This window comes from Acidovorax sp. sif0632, from assembly GCF_019218805.1.
In the GTDB taxonomy this organism is placed as follows: Bacteria; Pseudomonadota; Gammaproteobacteria; order Burkholderiales; family Burkholderiaceae_C; genus Acidovorax; species Acidovorax facilis.
This window is the reverse complement of the sequence record NZ_JAHUWW010000003.1, coordinates 428,644-451,034: the sequence shown is the minus strand read 5'-3', so window position 1 is coordinate 451,034 and position 22,391 is coordinate 428,644. Positions and strand designations below refer to the sequence as shown.

19 protein-coding genes and 1 tRNA gene are annotated in these 22,391 nt (G+C 64.2%); 13 read left to right on the top strand and 7 right to left on the bottom strand.

Annotation, left to right across the window (positions count from 1 at the left end):
• The first annotated feature begins 313 nt into the window (after positions 1-313).
• Genes nirB through KW832_RS11985 form a run of 3 tightly spaced genes read left to right on the top strand, consistent with a single transcriptional unit; the run spans position 314 to position 4,602 of the window.
• Positions 314-2,857, top strand: a complete 2,544-nt coding sequence (gene nirB / locus KW832_RS11995) for a nitrite reductase large subunit NirB (RefSeq protein ID WP_218300045.1) — start codon at positions 314-316, stop codon at positions 2,855-2,857.
• 12 nt (positions 2,858-2,869) lie between these two features.
• Complete coding sequence (nirD, locus tag KW832_RS11990; protein ID WP_228897937.1) at positions 2,870-3,235, top strand: nitrite reductase small subunit NirD; 366 nt, start codon at positions 2,870-2,872, stop codon at positions 3,233-3,235.
• A 59-nt stretch (positions 3,236-3,294) separates the two neighbouring features.
• Positions 3,295-4,602: a nitrate- and nitrite sensing domain-containing protein gene (locus tag KW832_RS11985; protein WP_218300044.1), complete on the top strand. Its 1,308-nt coding sequence runs from the start codon at positions 3,295-3,297 to the stop codon at positions 4,600-4,602.
• A gap of 159 nt (positions 4,603-4,761) precedes the next feature.
• Here the strand turns inward: KW832_RS11985 and KW832_RS11980 are convergent.
• From KW832_RS11980 to KW832_RS11955, 6 genes are all read right to left on the bottom strand, one after another.
• A tRNA-Thr gene (locus KW832_RS11980) sits at positions 4,762-4,837 on the bottom strand.
• 11 nt (positions 4,838-4,848) lie between these two features.
• Positions 4,849-5,856 carry a class 1 fructose-bisphosphatase gene (locus KW832_RS11975; protein ID WP_055402642.1) on the bottom strand — a complete coding sequence of 336 codons (1,008 nt, stop codon included), beginning with the start codon at positions 5,854-5,856 and terminating at the stop codon, positions 4,849-4,851.
• Positions 5,857-5,879: 23 nt separating this feature from the next.
• Entirely contained in the window at positions 5,880-8,636 is a 2,757-nt protein-coding gene (pepN, locus tag KW832_RS11970) for an aminopeptidase N (protein ID WP_218300043.1), read from the bottom strand.
• Entirely contained in the window at positions 8,620-9,294 is a 675-nt protein-coding gene (locus KW832_RS11965) for an HAD family phosphatase (protein ID WP_055402639.1), read from the bottom strand. The genes pepN and KW832_RS11965 overlap by 17 nt, the downstream gene beginning before the upstream one ends.
• Positions 9,295-9,303: 9 nt before the next feature.
• Positions 9,304-10,408, bottom strand: a protein-coding gene (prfB, locus tag KW832_RS11960) for a peptide chain release factor 2 (protein ID WP_121420455.1) whose coding sequence is annotated in 2 segments (ribosomal slippage) — positions 9,304-10,326 and positions 10,328-10,408 — 1,104 coding nt in all. Because the reading frame shifts where the segments join, the coding sequence is not laid out codon by codon here.
• Between the two features lie 201 nt (positions 10,409-10,609).
• A complete protein-coding gene (locus KW832_RS11955) occupies positions 10,610-11,518 on the bottom strand; it encodes an alpha/beta fold hydrolase (RefSeq protein WP_218300042.1) in 909 nt (302 codons plus the stop codon).
• A gap of 319 nt (positions 11,519-11,837) precedes the next feature.
• On the opposite strand from KW832_RS11955, the gene KW832_RS11950 reads away from it, so the two are divergent.
• The 10 genes from KW832_RS11950 (at position 11,838) to KW832_RS11905 (ending at position 21,156) form a co-directional block, all read left to right on the top strand.
• Positions 11,838-12,842 (top strand): AraC family transcriptional regulator, encoded by a 1,005-nt coding sequence (locus KW832_RS11950; RefSeq protein ID WP_218300041.1) that lies wholly within the window; start codon positions 11,838-11,840, stop codon positions 12,840-12,842.
• A gap of 189 nt (positions 12,843-13,031) precedes the next feature.
• Positions 13,032-14,312 carry an anthranilate 1,2-dioxygenase large subunit AndAc gene (andAc, locus tag KW832_RS11945; RefSeq protein WP_055402630.1) on the top strand — a complete coding sequence of 427 codons (1,281 nt, stop codon included), beginning with the start codon at positions 13,032-13,034 and terminating at the stop codon, positions 14,310-14,312.
• A 12-nt stretch (positions 14,313-14,324) separates the two neighbouring features.
• The gene (gene andAd, locus KW832_RS11940; protein ID WP_218300040.1) at positions 14,325-14,810 is read left to right on the top strand and encodes an anthranilate 1,2-dioxygenase small subunit AndAd; all 486 of its coding nucleotides are present in this window, start codon (positions 14,325-14,327) and stop codon (positions 14,808-14,810) included.
• 8 nt (positions 14,811-14,818) lie between these two features.
• Entirely contained in the window at positions 14,819-15,166 is a 348-nt protein-coding gene (gene andAb / locus KW832_RS11935) for an anthranilate 1,2-dioxygenase ferredoxin subunit AndAb (protein WP_055402625.1), read from the top strand.
• Between the two features lie 44 nt (positions 15,167-15,210).
• Complete coding sequence (locus tag KW832_RS11930; RefSeq protein ID WP_218300039.1) at positions 15,211-16,422, top strand: ABC transporter substrate-binding protein; 1,212 nt, start codon at positions 15,211-15,213, stop codon at positions 16,420-16,422.
• 36 nt (positions 16,423-16,458) lie between these two features.
• A complete protein-coding gene (locus KW832_RS11925) occupies positions 16,459-17,379 on the top strand; it encodes a branched-chain amino acid ABC transporter permease (protein ID WP_121420450.1) in 921 nt (306 codons plus the stop codon).
• Between the two features lie 195 nt (positions 17,380-17,574).
• A complete protein-coding gene (locus KW832_RS11920; protein WP_218300038.1) occupies positions 17,575-18,570 on the top strand; it encodes a branched-chain amino acid ABC transporter permease in 996 nt (331 codons plus the stop codon).
• Positions 18,567-19,325: an ABC transporter ATP-binding protein gene (locus tag KW832_RS11915; RefSeq protein WP_218300037.1), complete on the top strand. Its 759-nt coding sequence runs from the start codon at positions 18,567-18,569 to the stop codon at positions 19,323-19,325. The genes KW832_RS11920 and KW832_RS11915 overlap by 4 nt, the downstream gene beginning before the upstream one ends.
• Complete coding sequence (locus KW832_RS11910) at positions 19,322-20,041, top strand: ABC transporter ATP-binding protein (RefSeq protein ID WP_218300036.1); 720 nt, start codon at positions 19,322-19,324, stop codon at positions 20,039-20,041. Before KW832_RS11915 ends, KW832_RS11910 begins: the two co-directional genes overlap by 4 nt.
• A 17-nt stretch (positions 20,042-20,058) precedes the next feature.
• Entirely contained in the window at positions 20,059-21,156 is a 1,098-nt protein-coding gene (locus KW832_RS11905) for a CDP-6-deoxy-delta-3,4-glucoseen reductase (RefSeq protein WP_218300035.1), read from the top strand.
• A gap of 7 nt (positions 21,157-21,163) precedes the next feature.
• Here the strand turns inward: KW832_RS11905 and KW832_RS11900 are convergent, their stop codons facing one another.
• Entirely contained in the window at positions 21,164-22,204 is a 1,041-nt protein-coding gene (locus KW832_RS11900) for an AraC family transcriptional regulator (RefSeq protein ID WP_218300034.1), read from the bottom strand.
• Between the last annotated feature and the right edge of the window lie 187 nt (positions 22,205-22,391).

The following is a 22,391-nucleotide window of genomic DNA, read 5'->3' as shown; positions in this document are numbered from 1 at the left end:
CCGGGCGGTACTCCAGAGAACGATCCGGTCAGCCCTACCTGGTCCGTCTACAGAGGCTCGGCATGGCCTCGGAAGGTGCGGCATGAATATTGCGAACCCCTTCCGTGTCTGCTGGTGAAGCTGCCTGCGGACCGATCGATACCCTCCGCTAATGATGGCGGAACACCCGAGTGAGTTGCGGCTTTTTTTGCAGTCGCCCGCTTGGTAGTTCCAACCCACGCCCGTGGTTCCGCGGAGGGTGTGCTGTGCCGCTGGCATGGCACATCCTGCACCCCTCGAAACGGTTCCCCGGGTTCTTGCAGGATGAGCAAGCATGAAAATCGTTCTCATTGGCCACGGCATGGTCGGCCACAAGTTCCTCGAAAGTCTGGCCGAAACCGGCATGACTGGTGTCGAGGTCACCGTGCTGTGCGAGGAGCCGCGCCCTGCCTACGACCGGGTGCATCTGTCGGCCTTCTTCAGTGGCACCTCGGCCGATGAACTTTCGCTGGTCGAACCCGGCTTCTTCGAGCGCACCGGCTTCACGTTGCGCCTGGCCGCGCGCGCTGCATCGGTGGACCGTCGCATCCGCACCGTGACCACGGCGGATGGCGAAGTGCTCACCTACGACAAGCTGGTGTTGGCCACCGGCTCCAATCCCTTCGTGCCCCAGGTGTCCGGACGCGACCGCGATCACTGCTTTGTCTACCGCACCATCGAGGACCTGGAGGCCATGCAGGCCTCGGGTGCCAAATCGAAGACCGGCGTGGTCGTGGGCGGGGGGCTGCTGGGCCTGGAATGCGCCAAGGCGCTGCGCGACATGGGCCTCGAAACCCATGTGGTCGAGTTCGCTCCCAGGCTCATGGCTGTTCAGGTGGATGAGGGCGGTGGCCGCGTGCTGCGCGCCAAGATCGAAGAACTGGGCGTGCAGGTGCACACCGGCCGCAATACGCAGGAGATCACCGATGGCGCCCGCGCGCGCCACCGCATGGTGTTTGCCGACGGCACCTGGCTGGAGACCGACATGATCGTGTTCTCCGCTGGCATCCGCCCACGAGACGAACTGGCGCGCCAGAGCCTGCTGGCCATTGGCCCGCGCGGCGGCGTGGCCATTGACAGTGCCTGCCGTACCAGCGACCACGATGTCTACGCCATCGGCGAATGCGCCTCGTGGAACGAGCAGACTTTCGGCCTGGTCGCGCCCGGCTACGACATGGCGCGTGTGGCCGCCCGCCACATCGCGGGTGAGACCGACGCGGCTTTCGTCGGTGCGGACATGAGCACCAAACTCAAGCTCATGGGCGTGGACGTAGCCAGCATTGGCGACGCGCATGGGAAAACGCCGCACAGCCGCACCTGCCAGTACGTGGACGAGCGTCGCCAGGTCTACAAAAAGATCGTCATCAGCGAGGATGGCAAGCAGCTGCTGGGCGCCGTGCTGATCGGCGATGCCTCCGAATACGGCACGTTGCTGCAGATGGCCCTGAACGGCATCACGCTGCCCGATGACCCCGAGTTCCTGATCTTCCCCTCCAGCGACGGCAAGGCCAAGCCCGGACTGGGTGTAGAGGCGTTGCCAGATACGGCACAGATCTGCTCGTGCAACAACGTCACCAAGGGCGGCATCTGCGAGGCCGTGGGCAATGGGGCGTGCACCATTGCCGAGATGAAGGCCTGCACCAAGGCTGGTGCCACCTGCGGCGGCTGCGTGCCCCTGGTCACCCAGGTCATGAAGGCGGAAATGGCGCGCCGTGGCATGGCCGTGAACAACCACATCTGCGAGCACTTCGCTTACTCGCGCCAGGAGATCTACCACCTGGTGCGTGTGGGCCAGATCAAGAGCTTCGAGGACCTGCTGGCAAAGCATGGCAAGGGCATGGGCTGCGATATCTGCAAGCCCGTGGCGGCCAGTGTGTTCGCCTCGTGCTGGAACGAGTTTGTGCTCAAGAAGGAGCTGGCCAGCCTGCAGGACAGCAACGACTACTTCCTGGGCAACATCCAGAAGGACGGCACCTACTCGGTGGTGCCGCGCATGCCCGGTGGCGAAGTCACACCCGACGGCCTGATCGCCGTGGGCCAGGTGGCCAAGAAATATGGGCTGTACACCAAGGTCACGGGCGGTGCGCGCGTGGACATGTTTGGTGCGCGGGTGGAGCAGTTGCCGTTGATTTGGGAAGAGCTGATCGCCGCCGGTTTTGAATCCGGCCACGCCTACGGCAAGTCGCTGCGCACCGTGAAGAGCTGTGTGGGCTCCGCGTGGTGCCGCTACGGAGTGCAGGACAGCGTGGGCTTGGCCGTGGAACTGGAGAACCGTTACAAGGGCCTGCGTGCCCCGCACAAGATCAAGTTCGGTGTGTCGGGCTGCACGCGCGAATGCGCCGAGGCGCAGGGAAAGGACATTGGCGTCATTGCCACTGAAAAGGGCTGGAATCTCTACATCTGTGGCAACGGCGGCATGAAGCCGCGCCACGCCGAGCTGTTTGCCTCCGACCTGACAAAGGAAGAACTGGTGCGCATGATCGACCGCGTGCTGATGTTCTACGTGCGCACGGCAGACCGGCTGCAGCGCACAAGCACCTGGCGCGAAAACCTCGAAGGGGGCCTCGACTACCTCAAGGACGTGCTGCAAAAAGACAGTCTGGGCCTGTGCGCCGAGCTTGAATCGCAGATGCAGCACGTGGTGAACACTTACCAGTGCGAGTGGAAGGCGGCCGTGACCGACCCCGAGACGCGCAAGCGCTTCCGCTCGTTCGTGAACAGCGACCAGGCCGATGAGAACGTGCTCTTCGTCGAAGAGCGCGGCCAGATCCGCCCGGCGCGCGCCGATGAGCGTGGCCCTGCGTCGGCCAGAGTGATCCCCATCCGCCAGGCGGCCTGAAAGGAATAGACCATGAGTGCACTCCCCATGAACAGCACCGATTCCCTCGACTGGACCGACATCTGTGCGGTGGATGACATCCTCCCCAACACCGGCGTCTGCGCCCTGGTCGCCGATCTCCACGTGGCGGTTTTTCGCACTGGCAGCGACCAGTTCTTCGCCATTGACAACGTGGATCCCAAGTCGGGCGCCAGCGTGCTGTCGCGCGGGCTGATCGGCAGCCTGAGCGGCCGCGTGGTGGTGGCTTCACCGCTGTACAAGAACCACTTTGACCTGCAGACCGGCGAATGCCTGGAAATGCCGGAGCATTCGGTTCGCACCTACAGCGTGCGTGCGGTACGTGGTCGTGTCAGCGTGGCCGGCGCGCCAGCAGCCTGAGACAATCGCATCCACGTCGCGGCACTCCGGCTGCGCCCTAAACAACCCAGGAAACCTGCATGCCCGACCTCGCGGCGCCCTTGTCCGTATCGAACCTTGTCCTGCGTTCCAAGCAACTGGAGATTGATGCTGTGCGCCATCTGGCCAGTCGGGCTGAACTGGTGGATGTGATCGGGCAACTGATCCAGGGCCTGCAGCGCGAGCGGGGCGCTTCAGGGGCCTTCCTGGCCTCCAAGGCACAGCGTTTTGCCGACATGCGCCTGCGGGTGGTCGAAGAGGTGGGCCCCTTGGAGGCCCGGCTGCGTGAAGTGTTTGCTCAGCACATCGAGCCTGCACAGGGCGCCACTGCCAAGGCGCTGTCGCTGATGGCATGGGCGCTGCTCGGGATGGAGTCGTTGCCAGCGCTGCGCACCCAGATCGAGCGCCAGGCAATGAGTGCCAACGATTCTGTCGCCGCATACAGCCACCTCATTGCAGGGCTGATCGAGTTGGTCTTCCATGTAGCCGATGCGGCGGGTTTGCCCAGCGTGTCTCGCCTGCTGGTGGCGTTGCTGCACCTCGTGCAAGCTGAGGAAGAGGCGGGCCAGGAGCGGGCTTTGGGCGCCTTGCTGTATGCCTCCGGCCGCAGCAACGAGGCGCACCAGCAGCGTGTGATTCACCTCATCGATGCGCAGGAGCGTAGCCTGCGTGTCTTCGCCGAGTTCGCCGAGCCAGAACTGCGCGTGCGATGGGAGCAACAACAGCTATCTCCCGGTGTGGCCAAGTTGGAGCGCTTGCGCCGAACGCTGTGTGTGGCCCGGCCAGACGCTGCGCTGGACGGCGATCTCAGTGACATCTGGTTCGATGTTTGTTCCGAGCGCATCAATGCGCTGTGGCACCTCCAGGTCGATCTCGTCAAACGCTTGCGGGCGGACTGCGAGGCGCGCATCCTCGAAGCTCAGCAAGACCTTCAGGACTCCAAAGGCCTGCTGCGCGGACTGCGCGACAACCCGCCGCAGCGTACGCATGCCGTGGATCGGTTTTTTGACATGGCACTGGCGCCCACTGTGGTGCCAGCACCTCCGGGTGGCGCCCAAGCGGGGGAACCCGCATCTCTCATGGAGCTGCTGCAGACCCAGACGGCCCGCATGGCCAGCATGGAAGCGGAGCTGGATGCTGCGCGCCGCACGCTCAACGAGCGCAAGGTCATAGAGCGCGCCAAAGGAGTGTTGATGGCCCGACTTGGCATGAACGAGGAGGTCGCCTTCAGAGTGTTGCAAAAAACCTCGATGGACCAGAACCGCCGCCTGCTGGAGGTAGCCGAGGCCACGTTGTCGCTGCCGGACTTCGCATTCGCGCAACAGGGGCAGAGGGATCTCAGGCCTTGACCTTGGCTGGGCGCAGGATGGTTGCGAGCCCTGCCTGGTCTTGTCGGTGGCGTTGCTGAGCGGTGTCACAACGTTTACGCCACGATGTAGTGCAACAAGGATTTGCACAGCAATCGCATGCAAAAAGCCCCTGACGCTTGCGAATCAGGGGCTTTCATTTGGTGCCGGAGAGATGAATCGAACACCCGACCTTCTCATTACGAATGAGCTGCTCTACCGACTGAGCTACACCGGCTTAGCCTTGAATTATAGCGTGGAATGGTAGCTGGTCACGCGCTCGACCTCATTTTTTGAGCCGAGGATCACGCTGACGCGCTCATGGAGCTGGGTGGGCTGGATGTCGAGGATGCGTTGCTTGCCATTGGTGGCGGCGCCGCCAGCTTGCTCGACGAGCCAGCCCATGGGGTTGGCTTCATACATCAGGCGCAGCTTACCGGGCTTATTGGGCTCGCGCTTGTCCCAGGGATACATGAAGACGCCGCCACGGGTCAGGATGCGGTGCACATCGGCCACCATGCTGGCGATCCAGCGCATGTTGAAGTCCTTGCCGCGCGGGCCGTCCTTGCCCTGCAGGCATTCGTCGATGTAGCGCTTCACGGGCTCGTCCCAGTGGCGCATGTTGCTCATGTTGATGGCGAATTCCTTGGTGTCCTCGGGAATGCGCACGTTTTCTTCGGTCAGCACGAAGGAGCCCTGTTCGCGGTCGAGCGTAAACATGGCCACGCCGTCGCCTACGGTGAGCACCAGGGTGGTCTGCGGGCCGTAGATGCAGTAGCCCGCGGCCACTTGCTGGGTGCCGGGCTGCAGGAAGTCGCCTTCCTCCACGCCGCGGTCACCATCGGGCTTTTTCAGTACGCTGAAGATGGTGCCGATGCTCACGTTCACGTCGATGTTGCTGGAGCCGTCCAGGGGATCGAACAGCAACAGGTATTCGCCTTGCGGGTAGCGGTTGGGCACCAGGTAGATGCCGTCCATTTCCTCGGACGCCATGGCCGCCAGGTGGCCGCCCCATTCGTTGGCTTCGATCAGCACCTCGTTGGCGATGATGTCGAGCTTTTTCTGGATCTCGCCCTGCACGTTTTCGCTGCTGGCCGTGCCCAGCACGCCGCCCAGCGCGCCTTTGTTCACGGCGTGGCTGATGCTCTTACAGGCGCGTGCCACCACTTCCAGGAGCAGGCGCAGTTGCGAGGGGATGAGTCCGTCCACCCGTTGCTGTTCAACAAGGTAGCGGGTCAGGCTGATGCTTTTTGCCATGTCGGTCTCTTCTCGGTCGTGGTTTATTCGGCGAGTGCGCGGGTCACCACCTCGCGCACGTCGTTGGACAGATCCGGCTTGGCGGCTACGCGGGCAATGGCTTCGCGCGCGGCGCTGCGCCACGGGTCGGCCAGCTTCTTCCAGCGGTCGAGCGCGCGCGCGAGGCGGGCAGCGACCTGCGGGTTGATGGCGTCCAGCTCGATCACACGGTCGCTCCAGAACACGTAGCCTGCGGCATCCGACCGGTGGAAGGCGCCGGGGTTTGCACTGCAGTAGCTGAAGATCACGCTGCGTGCGCGGTTGGGGTTCTTCAGGCTGAAGTCTGGATGCGCCATGAGCTGGCGCACTGCGGGCAGCACGTTGCCGCCACGGTCGGGCGCACCGGCCTGCAGCGCAAACCACTTGTCGATGACCAGGGGCTCGTCCTTGAACAGCGTATGGAAGCGGGCGAGGGCGGGTGTGGCCAGTTCGCTGCCGCTGACCACCAGGGCAGTCAGGGCGTTGAAGCGGTCCGTCATGTTGGTGGCCACCTTGAAGCGTTGGTACGCCTTGCCGGGCCAGACCACGTCGCCCGTCTTCTGCGCGGCGATGCACAGCATATGCAGCGCCAGCCCGCTGAGTGCGCGGCGGCCCGAGGACACAGGATCGGGGCTGTAGCCACCGGTGTCCTGGTTCTGCTCCCAGGCCGCTTCCCAGTCGGCCTGCAGCGACAGGGCCAACTGCTCGCGCATGGCTTCGCGCACGGCATGGATGCGCTGTGGGTCCACCACCGCAAGCTGCTCTGCAATGTAGGTTTCGGACGGCAGCGTGAGCACCAGCTCCTTGAAGGCCGCGTCGAGCGCTGGGTTGCGCAGCACGCTACGCATGGCATCCACAAATTCCGCAGCAAGAATTTGATAGTCAAATTGGCCGCTAGCGCTTGTCCCCATTGCGCTATCAGCTATTGCATTGATAGCGGTGCGAAGCGCAAGGCGTTGCCCTGCTTCCCAGCGGTTGAAGGCATCGGCGTCGTGCGCCAGCAGAGTGAGCAACTGCGCATCGGTGTAGTCGATGTCCAGCACCACCGGGGCGCTGAAACCGCGCAGCAGCGACGGCACCGGCTCGGCGTCCAGGTTGGTGAAGGTCAGGGTCTGCGATGCCTCGGTGAGCACCACCACGCGCGAGGTGGTGGGGACTGCGCCTTCTGCGGCGCCGTCACCCGCGAGGTGCAAGGGCAGGGCGGCACCGGTGGTGGCATCGATCAGGCCCAGCTCGACCGGGATGACGAAAGGCTGTTTCTCGCTTTGGCCGGGCGTAGGGGCACAGCTTTGCGACAGGGTGAGCGCATAGCAGCGCGTGGCCGCGTCGTAGCGGCCCGTGGCGCGCACGCGGGGCGTGCCGGCCTGGCTGTACCAGCGCTTGAATTGGGCCAGATGCTGCGTGAGCGGGCTGCCGGGGTTGGCATCGGCGATGGCCTGCACAAAATCGTCGCAGGTCACGGCCTGGCCGTCGTGCCGTTCAAAGTACAGCTTCATGCCCTTGGCAAAACCTTCTCGGCCCACCAGGTTGTGCTGCATGCGCACCACCTCGGCGCCCTTTTCGTAGATGGTGACGGTGTAGAAGTTGTTGATCTCGACGTAGCTGTCGGGACGCACCGGGTGGGCCATGGGGCCTGCGTCTTCGGGGAACTGTGCCGTGCGCAGCACACGCACATCTTCGATGCGCTTGACGGCACGGGCAGAGGGGCTGCCCGCGAGGTCCATGCTGAATTCCTGGTCGCGGAAGACCGTGAGGCCTTCCTTCAGGCTCAGCTGGAACCAGTCGCGGCAGGTCACGCGGTTGCCCGTCCAGTTGTGGAAGTACTCGTGGCCCACCACGCTTTCGATGTTGGCGAAGTCGGTGTCGGTGGCCGTGGATTCGCTGGCCAGAACGTACTTCGTGTTGAAGATGTTCAGGCCCTTGTTCTCCATCGCGCCCATGTTGAAGTCGCTGGTGGCAACGATCATGAAGCGTTCCAGGTCCAGCGGCAGGCCGAAGCGGGCTTCATCCCAGGCCACGCTGTACATCAGCGAGTTCATGGCGTGTTCGGTCTTGCCCAGATCGCCGGGGCGCACGTAGACCTGCAGCAGGTGGTCGGCGCCCGAGCGGCTCTTGATCTTCTGCTCGCGCGCCACCAGCTTGCCCGCCACCAGGGCGAACAGGTAGCAGGGCTTCTTGTGCGGGTCCACCCACTTGGCAAAGTGGCGGCCGTCTTCCAGCTCGCCGCTGTCCACCAGATTGCCGTTACTCAGCAGCACCGGGTACTGGGCCTTGTCGGCGCGCAGCGTGACGGTGTAGCTGGCCATCACGTCCGGGCGGTCCAGGAAGTAGGTGATGCGGCGAAAGCCCTCGGCCTCGCACTGCGTGAAGAAGGTGCCCTGGCTCACGTACAGGCCCATGAGCTGCGTGTTCTTGGCGGGGCAGCAGGTAGTGAAGATCTCCAGCGCAAAAGGCTCGCTGTCCTCAGGCAAATTCTCCAGCACCAGGCGCGCGCCTTCCATCTTGAACGAGGTGCCCTGGCCGTTGACCAGCACGCGCGCCAGGTTCAGGTCATCGCCATCGAGCTTGAGCGGCTGCGCAGCCACATCGGGGTTGCGGCGCAGCGTCATGCGGTTGAGCACGCGGGTCTTGTTGGGGTCCAGGTCGAAGGTCAGCTCGACGCTGTCGATCCAGTAGGCGGGGGCCGTGTAGTCCTCGCGGCGGATGGCGGCGGCCGGACCTGCGCCGTCTCCGCTTCCGTCTGCGCTATGCAGTTGCAACATGGATGCTCTCCAGAAAGTCGGTGTTCATGAGTTCGGTGTAGTCGCGCACGGCAGCCAGCACATGGGGCCCGGCCAGTTGTTCGGGCGTGTGGGTGCTGCAGATGGCCACGGCGCGCATGCCGGCGCGGCGTGCGGCCTCAATGCCAAAAGGCGCGTCTTCAAAAACGATGCAGTGCTCGGGGGCTGCCGCAATGCGGCGTGCCGCCTCCAGAAAGATGGCGGGCTGGGGCTTGCCAGGCAGGCCCTCGTCGCCGCGCACGATGGCCTGTGGGGCCGGTTCCAGGCCCAGGTGGCCCAGGGCGAATTCCACATTGCCGATGTCGCCCGCAGTACCCACTGCCACCTTGAGCCCGCGCGCGCGCACCTGGGTTGCGAACTGGCGAAAACCCGCCACTTCGGAAAACCGGGGGGCGAACAGTTCGCGGTAGATGGTTTCCTTTTCGTGCGTGAGCGCGTCGGCCTCGTCTTGCGACACGGGGCGCCCCAGCAGCTCCACGATGCACTCGGTGCCGTTGCGGCCCGTGGTGCGTGCCATGAGGTCGGGCACGTCAATGTCCATGCCACGGCGGCGTGCAAACTCGACCCACGCCTGGGCGTGCCAGGGCATGGAGTCGATCATGGTGCCGTCCATGTCGAAGATGATGGCGTCGGTGCGCATCCGCATCGCTTAGACGCCTTGCTTCAACGAAGCTTCGATGAAGGCGTCCAGGTCGCCGTCGAGCACCTTCTGCGTGGCCGAGATTTCGACGTTGGTGCGCAGGTCCTTGATGCGGCTGTTGTCCAGCACGTACGAGCGGATCTGGTGGCCCCAGCCCACATCGGTCTTGGTGTCTTCCAGCTTTTGCTGCTCTTCCTGGCGCTTGCGCATCTCGTGGTCGTACAGGCGCGAACGCAGGCGTTGCCAGGCGATGTCGCGGTTGCCGTGCTGGCTGCGGCCGTCCTGGCACTGCACCACGATGCCCGTGGGGATGTGCGTCAGGCGCACGGCCGAGTCGGTCTTGTTGATGTGCTGGCCGCCCGCGCCCGATGCGCGGTAGGTGTCGGTGCGCACATCGGCCGGGTTGATGTCGATCTGGATCGAGTCATCAATCTCGGGGTAGACGAACAAACTGGCAAAGCTGGTGTGGCGGCCGCCCGACGAGTCGAAGGGGCTCTTGCGCACCAGGCGGTGCACGCCGGTTTCGGTGCGCAGCAGGCCATAGGCGTATTCGCCCTCCACTTTGATCGTGGCGCTCTTGATGCCGGCCACGTCGCCCGGGGTTTCTTCCTCGACCGTGGTCTTGAAGCCCTTGCGTTCGGCGTACTTGAGGTACTGGCGCAGCAGCATGCTCGCCCAGTCGCAGGCCTCGGTGCCGCCGGCGCCGGCCTGGATGTCCACAAAGCAGTTGAGCGGGTCGGCCTCGTTGCTGAACATGCGGCGGAACTCTAGCTCTTCGATCAGCGGGCGCAGCTTGGCGGTTTCGGCCTCGATAGTCATGAGGCCCGGCTCGTCGCCTTCCTCCTTGCTCATCTCATACAACTCGGCGTTGTCGGCCAGCTCGCGCGTGAGCTTGTCGAGCGTGACGACCACACTGGAGAGAGACTTTTGTTCCTTGCCCAGCTCCTGGGCCTTCTTGGGGTCGTTCCAGACCGCAGGGTCTTCCAGCGATGCGTTTACCGTGCGCAGGCGTTCAAATTTGGCATCGAAGTCAAAGATACCTCCGTAACTCTTGCGTGCGCAGAGCCAGGTCGCTGAGGGTGGTGCCGATGAGGTTGATACGTTCTGCGTCCATGATTCTTGTCCTGAGTGTTCGGTGGAATAACCCGCGATTTTCTCATGGGATGGGCCACGGCCCCCTCAATGCCCCCTGGCTGGGCAACTGGACTGACAGGGGGCTTGCCAAACGGAGAATCTGTGGGGACAAAATTTCAAAAATGATAGCTGCTATCGCTTGTTGGATAAGCGCTAGCGGCCAATTGGGCTCAAATTCTGGCTACGCATCGTTCAGGAACTGCTCCATGAGCTGCGCCACGTGCTCGGGCTGGTCGTGGTGCAGCATGTGGCCCGCGTCTGCGACGACAGCGGTGCGGCAGTTGCGCACATGGGTCAGGCGCTGGTGGTATTCGTCCAGCGTGTACCGGCCGTTCCACCACTGGCCCAGGCTGTCGCCGCTGGCCTCTATGGCTAGCACGGGGGCGGTAATGCGCTCGTAGATGGCCAGGGCTTCGTCCACGCGATACAGCTGGGCGCTGGTGATCTTGTGCGCAGGGTCGCCCAGGATCTCCCACAGGCCCTGCGCGTTGGGTCGCGCCCAGTGCTGGGCCAGCCATTGCGCCTTGTCTTCCGACAGTCGCGGGTTGGTCTTCATGAGGCGGCGCGCCACGCCATCGGCGCTGTCGTAGGTCTTGAGGTCCTTGTTGCCCTGGTGCAGCTGCTTGATTTCGTCGATCCATTGCGCATAGCGCGTGGGCGCCTGCGCGGGCCGCGTGGCGGGCAAGCCGAAGCCTTCGAGGTTGACCAGCTTGCGCACGCGTTCGGGCCGCACACCGGCGTACATCATGGCCACGTTGCCGCCCATGCTGTGGCCAACGAGGTCGATGGCCTCGCCGGGTGCGTAGTGGTCCAGCAGCAGGTCCAGGTCGGCCAGGTAGTCGGCAAAAAAGTAATGGTCGGCCTGCGCGCTGGACGTGAGCCCGAAGCCGCGCCAGTCGGGCGCGATGATGCGCCGCTCTTGCTGCAGCGCGTCCACCGTGAACTGGTAGGAGGCGCTCACGTCCATCCAGCCGTGCACCAGCACCAGCGTGGGCAGATCGCTCTGCTCAGGGCCCCAGTGGCGGACGTGGTAATCGAGGTGGCGCAATGGCAGCGTGCTGCTGTGGGAGGGCTTGAGGGCTTGGTACATGGAGAGAGGGGCAGGGCGGTCAGTGTGGGGTGGGGCTGCGCAGGTGGCTGCAAAGCACGCATCCGGTGTGGCGGCAATGTTACGTCGGGTGCCAGCCAGCCGTGGGGCGGGGCCTGTCGCCTAGGTGGCTCAAGGTAGTGAGGGCTGCGCAGGCAGCGAAAGCCAGGGAGCGCGATGGGATGTGCCCCTCCAGGCAAAGGGCCTGCAACGGACAAAGGACGGATAAGACCCCTTGGGTATGGAAATTGCTGTTTTGACGCATATCAAGCAGCGCATCGTCGAATGTGCTGCGCCTATTCCCACGAAGAGGTCTTATCCGATGGCGTCCCCGTCTGCCTTGTCTCTGGACCTGTCCGCCCTGCAGCGGCGGCCGGTGTTCACCTCGGACGCGCGGGTGGATTCCCATGATCTGGTGGCCCGCGAGTTTTCGGACCACGGCCTGAAATGGTGCAGTGGTGCGGTGGACACTGCGTTGTCCAAGGTGCGCATCCGCCAGTTGCAGATGTTCATGCTGCAATACGGTGCAGAGGTGGAAATCCGCCCGCGCCCTTTCGATGATTTTGTCCTTGTGCATCTGTCGCTGTCGGGCGTGGCCGAGATGGTGTCGGATGGGGTACCGATCCGCCTGCCTGCGGGGGCCGCTGCGCTCATCGCGCCGCGCCGCGACCTGCACATGCGCTGGCAGCAGGGCGCGCGCCAGCTCATCCTCAAGGTGCCGTGCCAGTTGTTGAGGGCCTGGGCACCCGAATCTCTGCAGAACGACACCCGTTTTGTGCACCCCATCGTTGCGCTGTCCTCGGTGCAGGGGCAGCAGTGGCATTTTCTGATGCAGTCCCTGCTGCACGTGAGCCAGCAGACGGTGGAGAGCGCCGCCCATGTGCGCTGGGTGGATCACATGGAGAGCAATGTGGCGCTGTTCCTTGCATCGTGTGCGCAGGGCATGCCGGTACTTATGCAGCCTACGGTGCCACAGATCGAACTGCCTTCCAGTGCCGCTGCCGCAGGCGACCCGCGCCGCCTGGAGCGGCTGGATGACTACATGCGCAGCCGCCTCAGCGCCCCCGTGGCGCTGGAAGACCTGGCGCGTGCCGCTGGCGTGAGCGTGCGCGGGCTGAACATGCTGTGCCAGCGCCACCATGGCGAGTCCCCCATGGTGCTGTTGCGCAACCGCCGACTGGACGCCGTGCGTGCGCGGCTGCTGGAGCAGCCGGGCCACTGCGTGACAGATACCGCGCTGGAATTTGGCTTTGGCCACTTGGGCCGCTTTTCGAGCTACTACCGCGAGCGCTTCGGCGAGCTGCCGAGCCAGACGGCTGGCGCGTAGTTTCACTGGCCACCACGACTGCTGCAGTCGCCTGCGTGGCGCAGGGGCTGCCGCATGCTCCGGCGTTGCACAACTCGCATCAGATTTGCAAGAACCGGACAGGCATTGCGCGCACTGTGCCGATACTGGATAGCGCGAGTGTGCTTCGATTTTTAGCATGGAGGTATCCCCATCCAAGAGGTGTTGCCCATGTCTGAAATCCCGGTTGTTGAAGTCGCACCACCCGCCTCGCTGAAGGCCCAGCGCCAGGTGTTTTTCCCGCAGCCTGATGGCTCCAACGTGCCGTACCGGGTGTTCAGCGCGCAAGAGGTCTATGACCGCGAGCAGGAGCGCATCTTCCGTGGCCCCGTGTGGAGCTTTCTGGGCCTGGAGGCCGAGATCCCCAATGTGGGTGACTTCAAATCCACGTTCATTGGCGATACGCCCGTGGTGGTCACCCGCACCCCTGAAGGCCTTTCGTGCTGGGTCAACCGCTGCGCGCACCGTGGCGCCATGGTGTGCCGCGAAAAGCGCGGCAATGCCGCCAGCCACACCTGCGTGTACCACCAGTGGAGCTTTGCGGCCAATGGCGACCTGCAGGGTGTGCCGTTTCGCCGGGGCCAAAAGGGCATGGTGGGCATGCCCAAGGACTTCAAGCCCGAAGAACACAACCTGCACAAGCTGCGCGTGGACAGCTACAAGGGGCTGCTGTTTGCCACCTTCAGCGGCGAAACCCCACCACTGCCTGACTACCTGGGCGCCGAGATGCGCCCATGGATCGACCGAATCTTCCACAAGCCCATCGTCTACCTGGGCTGCACGCGGCAGTACTCCAAGTCGAACTGGAAGCTGTACTTCGAGAACGTGAAGGACCCCTACCACGCGAGCCTGCTACACCTGTTCCACACCACCTTCAACATCTTCCGCGTGGGGATGAAGGCGCGCTCGATCCCCGATGCGAACCACGGCCTGCACAGCATCATCACCGTGACCAAGCCTGAGGTGGAGACGGATACCGCTGCGGCCTACAGCGCGCAGAACATCCGCTCGATGGACGAAGGCTTTGCGCTCGAAGACCCGACGCTGCTGGGGCAGATCAAGGAGTTCGATGAGATGACCACCAACCACATCCAGCCCATCTTTCCGCAGCTGGTGGTGCAGCAAATCCACAACACGCTGGTGGCGCGCCAGTTGCTGCCCAAGGGGCCCAGCAACTTCGAGCTGGTGTTTCACTTTTTTGGCTACGAGGACGACACGCCCGAGATGCGCGAGCTGCGCCTGCTGCAGGCCAACCTGGTGGGGCCTGCGGGCTATATCTCGATGGAAGACACCGAGGCCACCGAGCTGGTGCAGCGGGGCACGGTGCGCGATGGCGACAAGCACTCCTACATCGCCATGGCGCGCGAGGCGCCAGACCAGCAAGACACCGTCATCACCGAAAACCTGATCCGCCGCTTCTGGGTGGGCTACCAGAAGCTGATGGGCTATTGAGGAACCACCGAGATGACAACACAACTACAACGACTGCAGCTGTGGACCGAGCTGCTGGAGCTGCAGCACCGCTATGTGAGCGCGCTGGACACCAACCGGCTGGAAGACTGGCCTGGCTTTTTTGTGGAGGACTGCCGCTACGAAATCATCCCCAAGGAGAACCTCGATGCGGGCTTTCCTGCACCCATCGTGTACTGCCGCAACGCCAGCATGTTGCGCGACCGTGTGCTCTCCCTGCGCCACGCCAACATCTTTGAGGACCATGCCTATCGCCACGCCACGTCGGGCCTGGTCATCACCAGTGTGGAGGACGGCATGGTGCGCACGCAGTCGAGCTATATCGTGGTGATCACCGGTCAGGCCGGGGATTCCAGCGTGTACCAGGCGGGCACCTACCTCGACGAGGTGGTGCAACACGAAGGCGAGTGGCGCTACCGCAGCAAGCGGGTGGTGTACGACACCTTGCGCGTACCCACCTTGTTGGCCACCCCCATCTGAGATCCACCATGCAAACAACCACAGACATTGAAACCACCGGGCACACCTGCGCCGCCTGGCACGACGTGGGCGAACCCGATGACTTCCCGGACGGCGCCGTCTGGCCCGTGGTGGTGGGCGGACTGCCCGTGGCGGTGTTCCGCGAAGGAGAGGGCTTGTACGCCCTGTACGACCTGTGCACCCACGGTGCCGCCAAGTTGTCCGATGGCTACGTGGAAGACGGCTGTGTGGAATGCCCCTTGCATCAGGGCACCTTTGACATCCGCACGGGCGCTCCCTGCAAGGCACCGGTCACCGAAGCGGTGCGCACGTTCCCGGTGCGCGTGGTGGCGGGGCGGGTCGAGGTGGGCGTGTAGTGCACACCGATTTTCTTTTGAACGTTGTTAGACAAGGACTGAAGATGGCTCTCACATTTCGCTCATCCTCTCGCGTGCACGTTGTGGCACGCCTGACGGCTCTGGTGGCCCTGGCGACCTGCAGCTGCGTATCTGCGATTGCGCAGTCCGGCCCCATCAAGGTCGGCATGGCGCTTGATATCTCGGGCCCATTTGCAGGCCCCGGTGCCGAGGCGCGTGACGGCTTTGCCCTGGCGATCAAGCAGCTCGGGGGCAAGCTGGGCGGCCAACCGGTCGAGTTTGTGCAAACCGACATGGCCGGCAGCCCCGACCAGGCCAAGCAGCTGGTGGACCGCTTTGTGCAGCGCGAGAAGATCGACCTTTTCACCGGCCCCATCGCGTCGAACGTGGCGCTGGCGGTGGCGCCTTCGCTGTTCGCGGCCAAGGTGCCTTACCTCTCGAACAACGCCGGTCCCAGCCAGCTCGCAGGCGCCCAGTGCAACGCGTATTTCTTCGGCACGGCCTACCAGAATGACCAGTTCCACGAGGCAGCTGGGCAGTTTGCTGCCGATCAGAAATTTGGCCGCATGGTGGTGATGGCGCCCAACTACCCGGCGGGCAAGGACGGCATCACCGGCTTCAAGCGCAAGTACAAGGGCCAGGTGGCCGACGAGATCTACACCAAGGTCGGGCAGATCGACTACGCCACCGAGCTTGCCCAGCTGCGCGCGGCCAAGCCTGATGCGGTGTATTTCTTTTTGCCAGGTGCCATGGGCATCAACTTCATCAAGCAGTTTGTGGGCGCAGGCCTGTCCAAGGACATCACGCTGGTCACCAGCGGTTTTTCGGCCGACGAAGACATCATCGGTGCGGTGGGCGAACCGATGTTGGGCCTGTTCAACACCACACACTGGGCGCATGACATGGACAACGCGCCCAACAAGGCCTTTGTGTCGGCTTTCCGCAAGGAGTACGGCGGCCGCTATCCCTCCATCTACGCAGCCCAGGCTTATGACGTGATTGCCGCCATGGACGCCGCTGTGAAGGCCGTGGGCGGCAAGGTGAGCGACAAGGAGGCTCTTATCAAGGCCTTTGCCAAGGCGCAGTTTCCCTCGGTGCGTGGCACGTTCCGATACGCCAACAACCACTTCCCGGTGCAGAACTTCTACCTGCGCACCATCGGCAAGAACGCTGAAGGCCGTGTGACCAACAAGACCATCAAGACGGTGCTGGAGAACTACGGCGATGCCTATGCCAGCCAGTGCCCGTTGAAGTGATCGTTGGCAGCCCACTTGAACAGGCCCTTGCGCACCATGAATCCGATACTTGTCTTCGAGCAGTTGCTCAACGGCGCGGGCTATGGGCTCATGCTGTTCCTCATCGCTGCGGGCCTCACGCTGGTCTTCGGCATCATGGACGTGATGAACCTGTCGCATGGCTCGCTGTTCATGGTGGGGGCCTATGTGGCGGCCACCGTGCATGTGCAAAGCGGCTCGCTGGCAGGCGCCGTGCTGGTGGCCATAGCGGCCACGATGCTGGTGGCGGTGCTGCTGGAGGTGACGCTGATGCGCCGCCTGTATGGGCGTGACCACCTGGCCCAGGTGCTGGCCACGTTCGGTGTGATTTTGGTGGCCGACGATGCCGTAAAGATGGTGTGGGGCCCGTCCCCCATCATGGCCCCCACGCCCGCAGCCCTGGCGGGGCCGGTGGAGCTGTTTGCCGGGCTGCCTTACCCCTCGTACCGCCTGGTGGTGCTGGGCGCAGGGGTGTTGGTGGCAGGGCTTTTGTACCTGCTGGTCAACCACAGCCGCGTGGGCATGCTGGTGCGGGCGGGGGCATCCGACCGGTGGATGGCCGAGCTGATGGGCGTGCGCGTCAAGCGCGTGTTCAGTGGCATCTTTCTGCTGGGTGCTGCACTGGCCGCACTGGCTGGTGCGCTGATGGGACCCATCATGGCCGTGCAGGTGGGCATGGGTGAGTCCATTTTGATTCCTGCGCTGGTGGTCATTGTCATCGGCGGCATTGGCTCGGTGCGGGGCGCCTTCGTGGCCGCGCTGCTGGTGGGCCTGGTGGACACCATTGGCCGAGCCTTCCTGCCGCTGCTGCTGCGCGCTACCTTGCCGCCCGCCGTGGCTGCCGACCTGGGGCCGCTGTGCGCCGAAGTGGCCATGTACGCGCTGATGGCCGCAGTGCTGTCTTTTCGCCCTGCGGGGCTGTTTTCTGCCAAGGGCTGAAATGAAACACCCCCTGAGTCGCTTCGCGCCTTCACCCCCCTCTCGACTCGCTGCGCGAGTCGAGAGGGGGACGCCCCCAGCGCAAGCTCTGGATACGCCGCCTTTGCGGCGGGGCGGCTCTTGCGCGGGGGCGCTGGCCTTGGCCGCGCCAGTTCCATGCGCTGCGGGTGGCGTATAGAACCGACGGAACCTGATATGCCTTCTTCCCTGAGTTTTACTTCTTCCGCGTTGCAGCAGGAGAATGTGCCGCGCTGGCGTGGCGCACTGCTGCCGCTGGCCTTGCTGGTGGCGCTGGCGCTGTTCCCGCTGGTGGCATCGGCCCTGGGTCTGGATTTCTACATCGGTTTTGTGCGCCGCGTGTTGGTGGTGGCCCTGGCTGCCGCCAGCCTGAACTTCATCATGGGCTTTGGTGGCATGGTGGCCTTGGGTCATGCCGGGTTCGTGGGCGTGGGGGCCTATGCGGTGGTCATGCTCTCGGATGCGGGCGTGACATCGGCCTGGGTTGTGTGGGCTGCAGCCATGGCATTGGCGGCATTGGCGGCGTTGCTGATTGGCGCTGTATCGCTGCGCACCAGGGGCGTGTACTTCATCATGATCACGCTGGCTTTTGCGCAGATGCTGTATTTCGTGTTTGTGTCACTGCGCAGTTATGGCGGCGACGACGGCTACACGCTGCCCATGCGGCCGCTGCTGGGCCTGGGCCTCAACGGGGCCGATGAGTCCACGCTGTATTGGGTGGTGCTGGCGCTGGTGGCTTTGGTGCTGTGGTGGCTTGACCGGGCCACGGCCTCGCGTTTTGGTGCAGCGCTCACGGGCATCCGCGACAACGAAACGCGCATGCGGGCGTTGGGCTACCCGGTGTATCTGCTGCAGCTGACTGCATTTGTGCTGGCGGGGGCGGTGGCGGGACTGGCTGGTGCGTTGCTGGCCACTGGCAACAGCTTCGTGAGCCCGTCGATGATGCACTGGACGCAATCGGCCACGCTCATTGTGATGGTGGTGATTGGTGGCCTGGGCCGACGTTGGGGCGGGCCAGTGGGGGCTGCGGTGTGGCTCACGCTCGAAGAGGTGCTCAAGCTCAATACCGACTACTGGCACATGCCGTTGGGGGCGCTGTTGATCGTCACCGCTCTGTATGCGCCCCAGGGCCTGGCGGCGCTGGCAGACCGGCGTGCAAGGAGTGCCCGATGAGCCTGTTTCAAGTCGAAGGCCTGGTCAAGCGCTTTGGCGGCCTGCTGGCCACCGACCATGTGAGCCTGTCGGTGGAGCGGGGAGAGATCCATGCGCTGATTGGCCCCAACGGCGCTGGCAAGACCACGCTGGTCAACCAGATATCGGGCCTGCTGCAGCCCGATGCAGGGCGCGTGCTGCTCGACGGCGTGGACATCACTCCGCTGCCCATGCACCGCCGTGTGGCCCACGGGCTGTCGCGGTGCTTTCAGGTGACGCGCATCTTCCCTGCGCAGACTGTGCGTGACAACCTGCTTCTGGCCGTGCAGGCGCACAGCGGCTCCAGTTTTCGTTTTCTGCAGCCACGTTCGCAAGCCGCTGAGCTGTACGCCAAGGCAGACCAACTGGCGGAGCGCGTAGGGCTGCAGCACAGCCTTGCCGAGACGGCGGGTGCCTTGCCGCATGGCGCACAGCGCACGCTGGATGTGGCGCTGGCACTGGCTGCGAGCCCCAAGCTGCTGCTGCTGGATGAGCCCATGGCGGGCATGGGGCCAGATGAGTCGCAACAGATGGTGCAGCTCATCGAGGCTCTGCGCAAGGACATGGCGGTGCTGCTCATCGAGCATGACATGGAGGCCGTGTTTCGCCTGGCCGACCGCATCTCGGTGCTGGTGTATGGCCGCGTGCTCACCGCTGGCACGCCCGACGAGATCCGCAACCATCCCGAGGTGCAGGCTGTGTACCTGGGCACCGAAACGCTGGAGACCATCGCATGAGCGCGCCAGAGCCCCTGTTGAGTTGCCAGGCCCTGGAGGCCGGCTATGGCGTGAGCCAGGTGTTGTTTGGTATTGACCTTCAGATCGCGGCAGGCGAAGTGGTTTCGCTGCTCGGCCGCAACGGCATGGGCAAAAGCACCACCATCAAGGCCCTGGTCGGTGCGCTGCGTCCTACAGCCGGTGGTATCCGTTTTGCAGGAGAGGCGACCAGCAGGCTCAAGACCGATGCCATCGCCCGTCTGGGCCTGGCCATCGTGCCCGAGGGGCGCCATGTGTTTCCCAACCTCACCGTGCGCGAGCATCTGGTGGCCTTTGCCGACCACCGCAATGGCCTGCGCGATGCGTGGGACCTGGAGCGCATCTACGGCGTGTTTCCGCGCCTGAAGGAGCGGCAGAACAATCTGGGCAACCAGCTATCGGGGGGCGAGCAGCAGATGCTGGCCATTGGCCGAGCGCTGTCCACCAACCCGCGCCTGCTCATCCTGGATGAAGCCACCGAAGGCCTGGCGCCCGTGATCCGCGAGGAGATCTGGCGCTGCCTGGCCACGCTCAAGGCCGCTGGGCAGACCATTCTCGTGGTGGACAAATACGTGCACCGCCTGGTGGACCTGGCAGACCGCCATGTGATCCTGGAGCGCGGGCGGGTGGTGTGGCAGGGCGACTCTGCTGCGCTCAATGCAGACCGCAGCCTGTGGGCGCGTTACCTTACGGTGTAAGGGTTGAAGGGCCGACCATGCTGGACTGTGATGTGGACTTGGATCTACAGAAATCGCCATCTGCGCAGGCATACGCTGAACTCCGTGCGCAGGAGCACCGCGTCACGCTGCTGCCGGCCGGCAAGATGTTTGTGGCGCAGCTTGGCGAGAGTCTGCTGGACGCCGCAGCGCGCGCAGGCATCCGCTTGCCCCACCAGTGCAAAACAGGCAGCTGCGGCGCCTGCAGGGCGCAGGTGCTGCATGGGCCGGTCCAGGATATTGCTGGGGCCTTACCCTCCGCGCTGACGGCTGAAGACCTGGCCCAGGGCCGACGCCTGCTGTGCTGCTCGGCCGCAGCGGGTGACCTGCAGCTGGAGTGTGCCGAGATCCCTCACATTCCGGGTATCGATGTGCGCAAGCTACCGGTGCGGGTGGCGGCCATGGAGCGTCTTGCCCCCGATGTGATGCGCGTGCAGTTGCAACCGCCCGCAGGCCAGCGCCTGCACTACGCGGCGGGCCAGTATGTGGATGTGCTGCTGCCTGGCAACCGGCGTCGCAGTTATTCGCTGGCCACCCCGGCGCGTGAGGGCGTTGACCTGCTGGAGCTGCACATCCGCCACCTGCCGGGCGGCCTTTTCACGGACCAGATGTTCGGCAAACTCAAGGTGCGGGATGTGCTGCGCATTGAGGGGCCGTTTGGTACCTTCGGCATGCACACCGCCACCGATGCCCCGACCATTCTTCTGGCGAGCGGAACAGGCTTTGCGCCTATCAAGGCATTGGTGGAGCAGCTCCTTGCCGCGGGGAGTGGACGCCGAATCACCCTGTACTGGGGCGGCCGCGTGCGGCAGGACCTGTATCTGCATGACCTCTGCAAGGAATGGGAACAGGCCTTGAAGGGACGCCTGACCTATGTGCCGGTGTTGTCAGATTCCCCCGAAGCCGATGGTTGGGCGGGGCGTAGGGGCTGGGTACATCAGGCCGTGTTGCAGGACCATCCAGATTTGTCGCAGCATGAGGTGTATGCCTGCGGTGCGCCCGCCATGGTGAATGCCGCGCGGCGCGACTTTATGGCCCTGGCCGGTATGCAGTCCACCCTGTTCTTTGCAGATGCCTTCGTGGCACAGCCGGGGTGAGCGGGGATCAGTGCGGTGGGCCCAGGCGCTGGCGTGTCTCTGAGGGCGTCTCGCCGAAGCGCCGGCGGTAGCCTTCTGCAAAGTGGCCGAGGTGGAAGAAGCCATAGCGCGCGGCGATATCCGACACCTGCGGTGCACGTTCTGCAAACTTGCTTTGCAGTGCCGTGCGGGCGGCATCAAGCCGCAAATCCCGAAGGAATGCCATGGGGCTTTTACCCGTGCATTGCGCAAAGGTCTGCTGCAGCGAGCGGGCGCTGACGCCCACATGCGCGCACACATCGGCCAGGGTGATGGGTTGTTCTAACTGGCTGTGCATGTACTCCTGCGCACGCTTGACCACGCGCGGCAGCACCGTGGGCACTGCGCCAGAACTGAATGCACCTGAGGCCAGTGCCGCTGAGTAGTTGTGTCCCGTGCTGAGCAGCAGGCTGGTGAGCAGGTGGTTCTCGGCCTGCTCGGCCAGCACCGGGTGTCCCAGCAGGATGGCATTGGTTTCTACCGCAGAGCGCAGGTAGGCAATGAAGCTCGTCATGCCCAAGAGCGCCGGGTTGGTCAGGTCCACCCCCAGGTCAAACACCAGCGGCAGGTGCAAGGGCGCCTGCAGCAGGGCAGACAGGCGTGATTGCATAGCCGCTCGGTCTATCTTGACGATGAATTGTGGGCTGTCGTCATGCCAGCGCATCGACAGCGCTTCAGTGGGCGATGGCAGCGAGGCCATGAGCGCATGCGATTCCACGGCCTGGCTGCCGCACCGCACCATGGCGCCACCGCGCAGCGGAATCTGCAGCAGGTAAAAGCCTCCCAAATGGCCAGGCTCAATGCGCACCGCCGGCCCGTACTGCACGTAGTTCAGGCTTGCGTCGCGGTGCAGGGGCACGCTGTGGTGGCAAGCGTCAAGCTGCGCGCCCGGGCGCAGTGTGGCCAGGTCATGCGGGCAGAACACGCGGCCCACGAACTCGCGCGCCTCGTCCAGGTCGTGGCTGTCGAACAGGCGATAGCGCTCCAGCGGTAGCGGGTGCGCGGTGCTGTTCTGCTGGGCGGTGTGCATGCGGTTTGGCCGGTGGGATGTTGGTTCTTGGACAAGCACGAAACACGCCACGGCAGGGGCGCGAAAACATGCGTTTGTGGGATACGCCCTGCGCTTTCGGGATGTGGATGCGCGGGCTGCTTTTCTATTCTTGTGCATGCCCCGGGTGCTGCGCAAGAGCGTTAGCACCGGGTGCATGGGGGCGGAT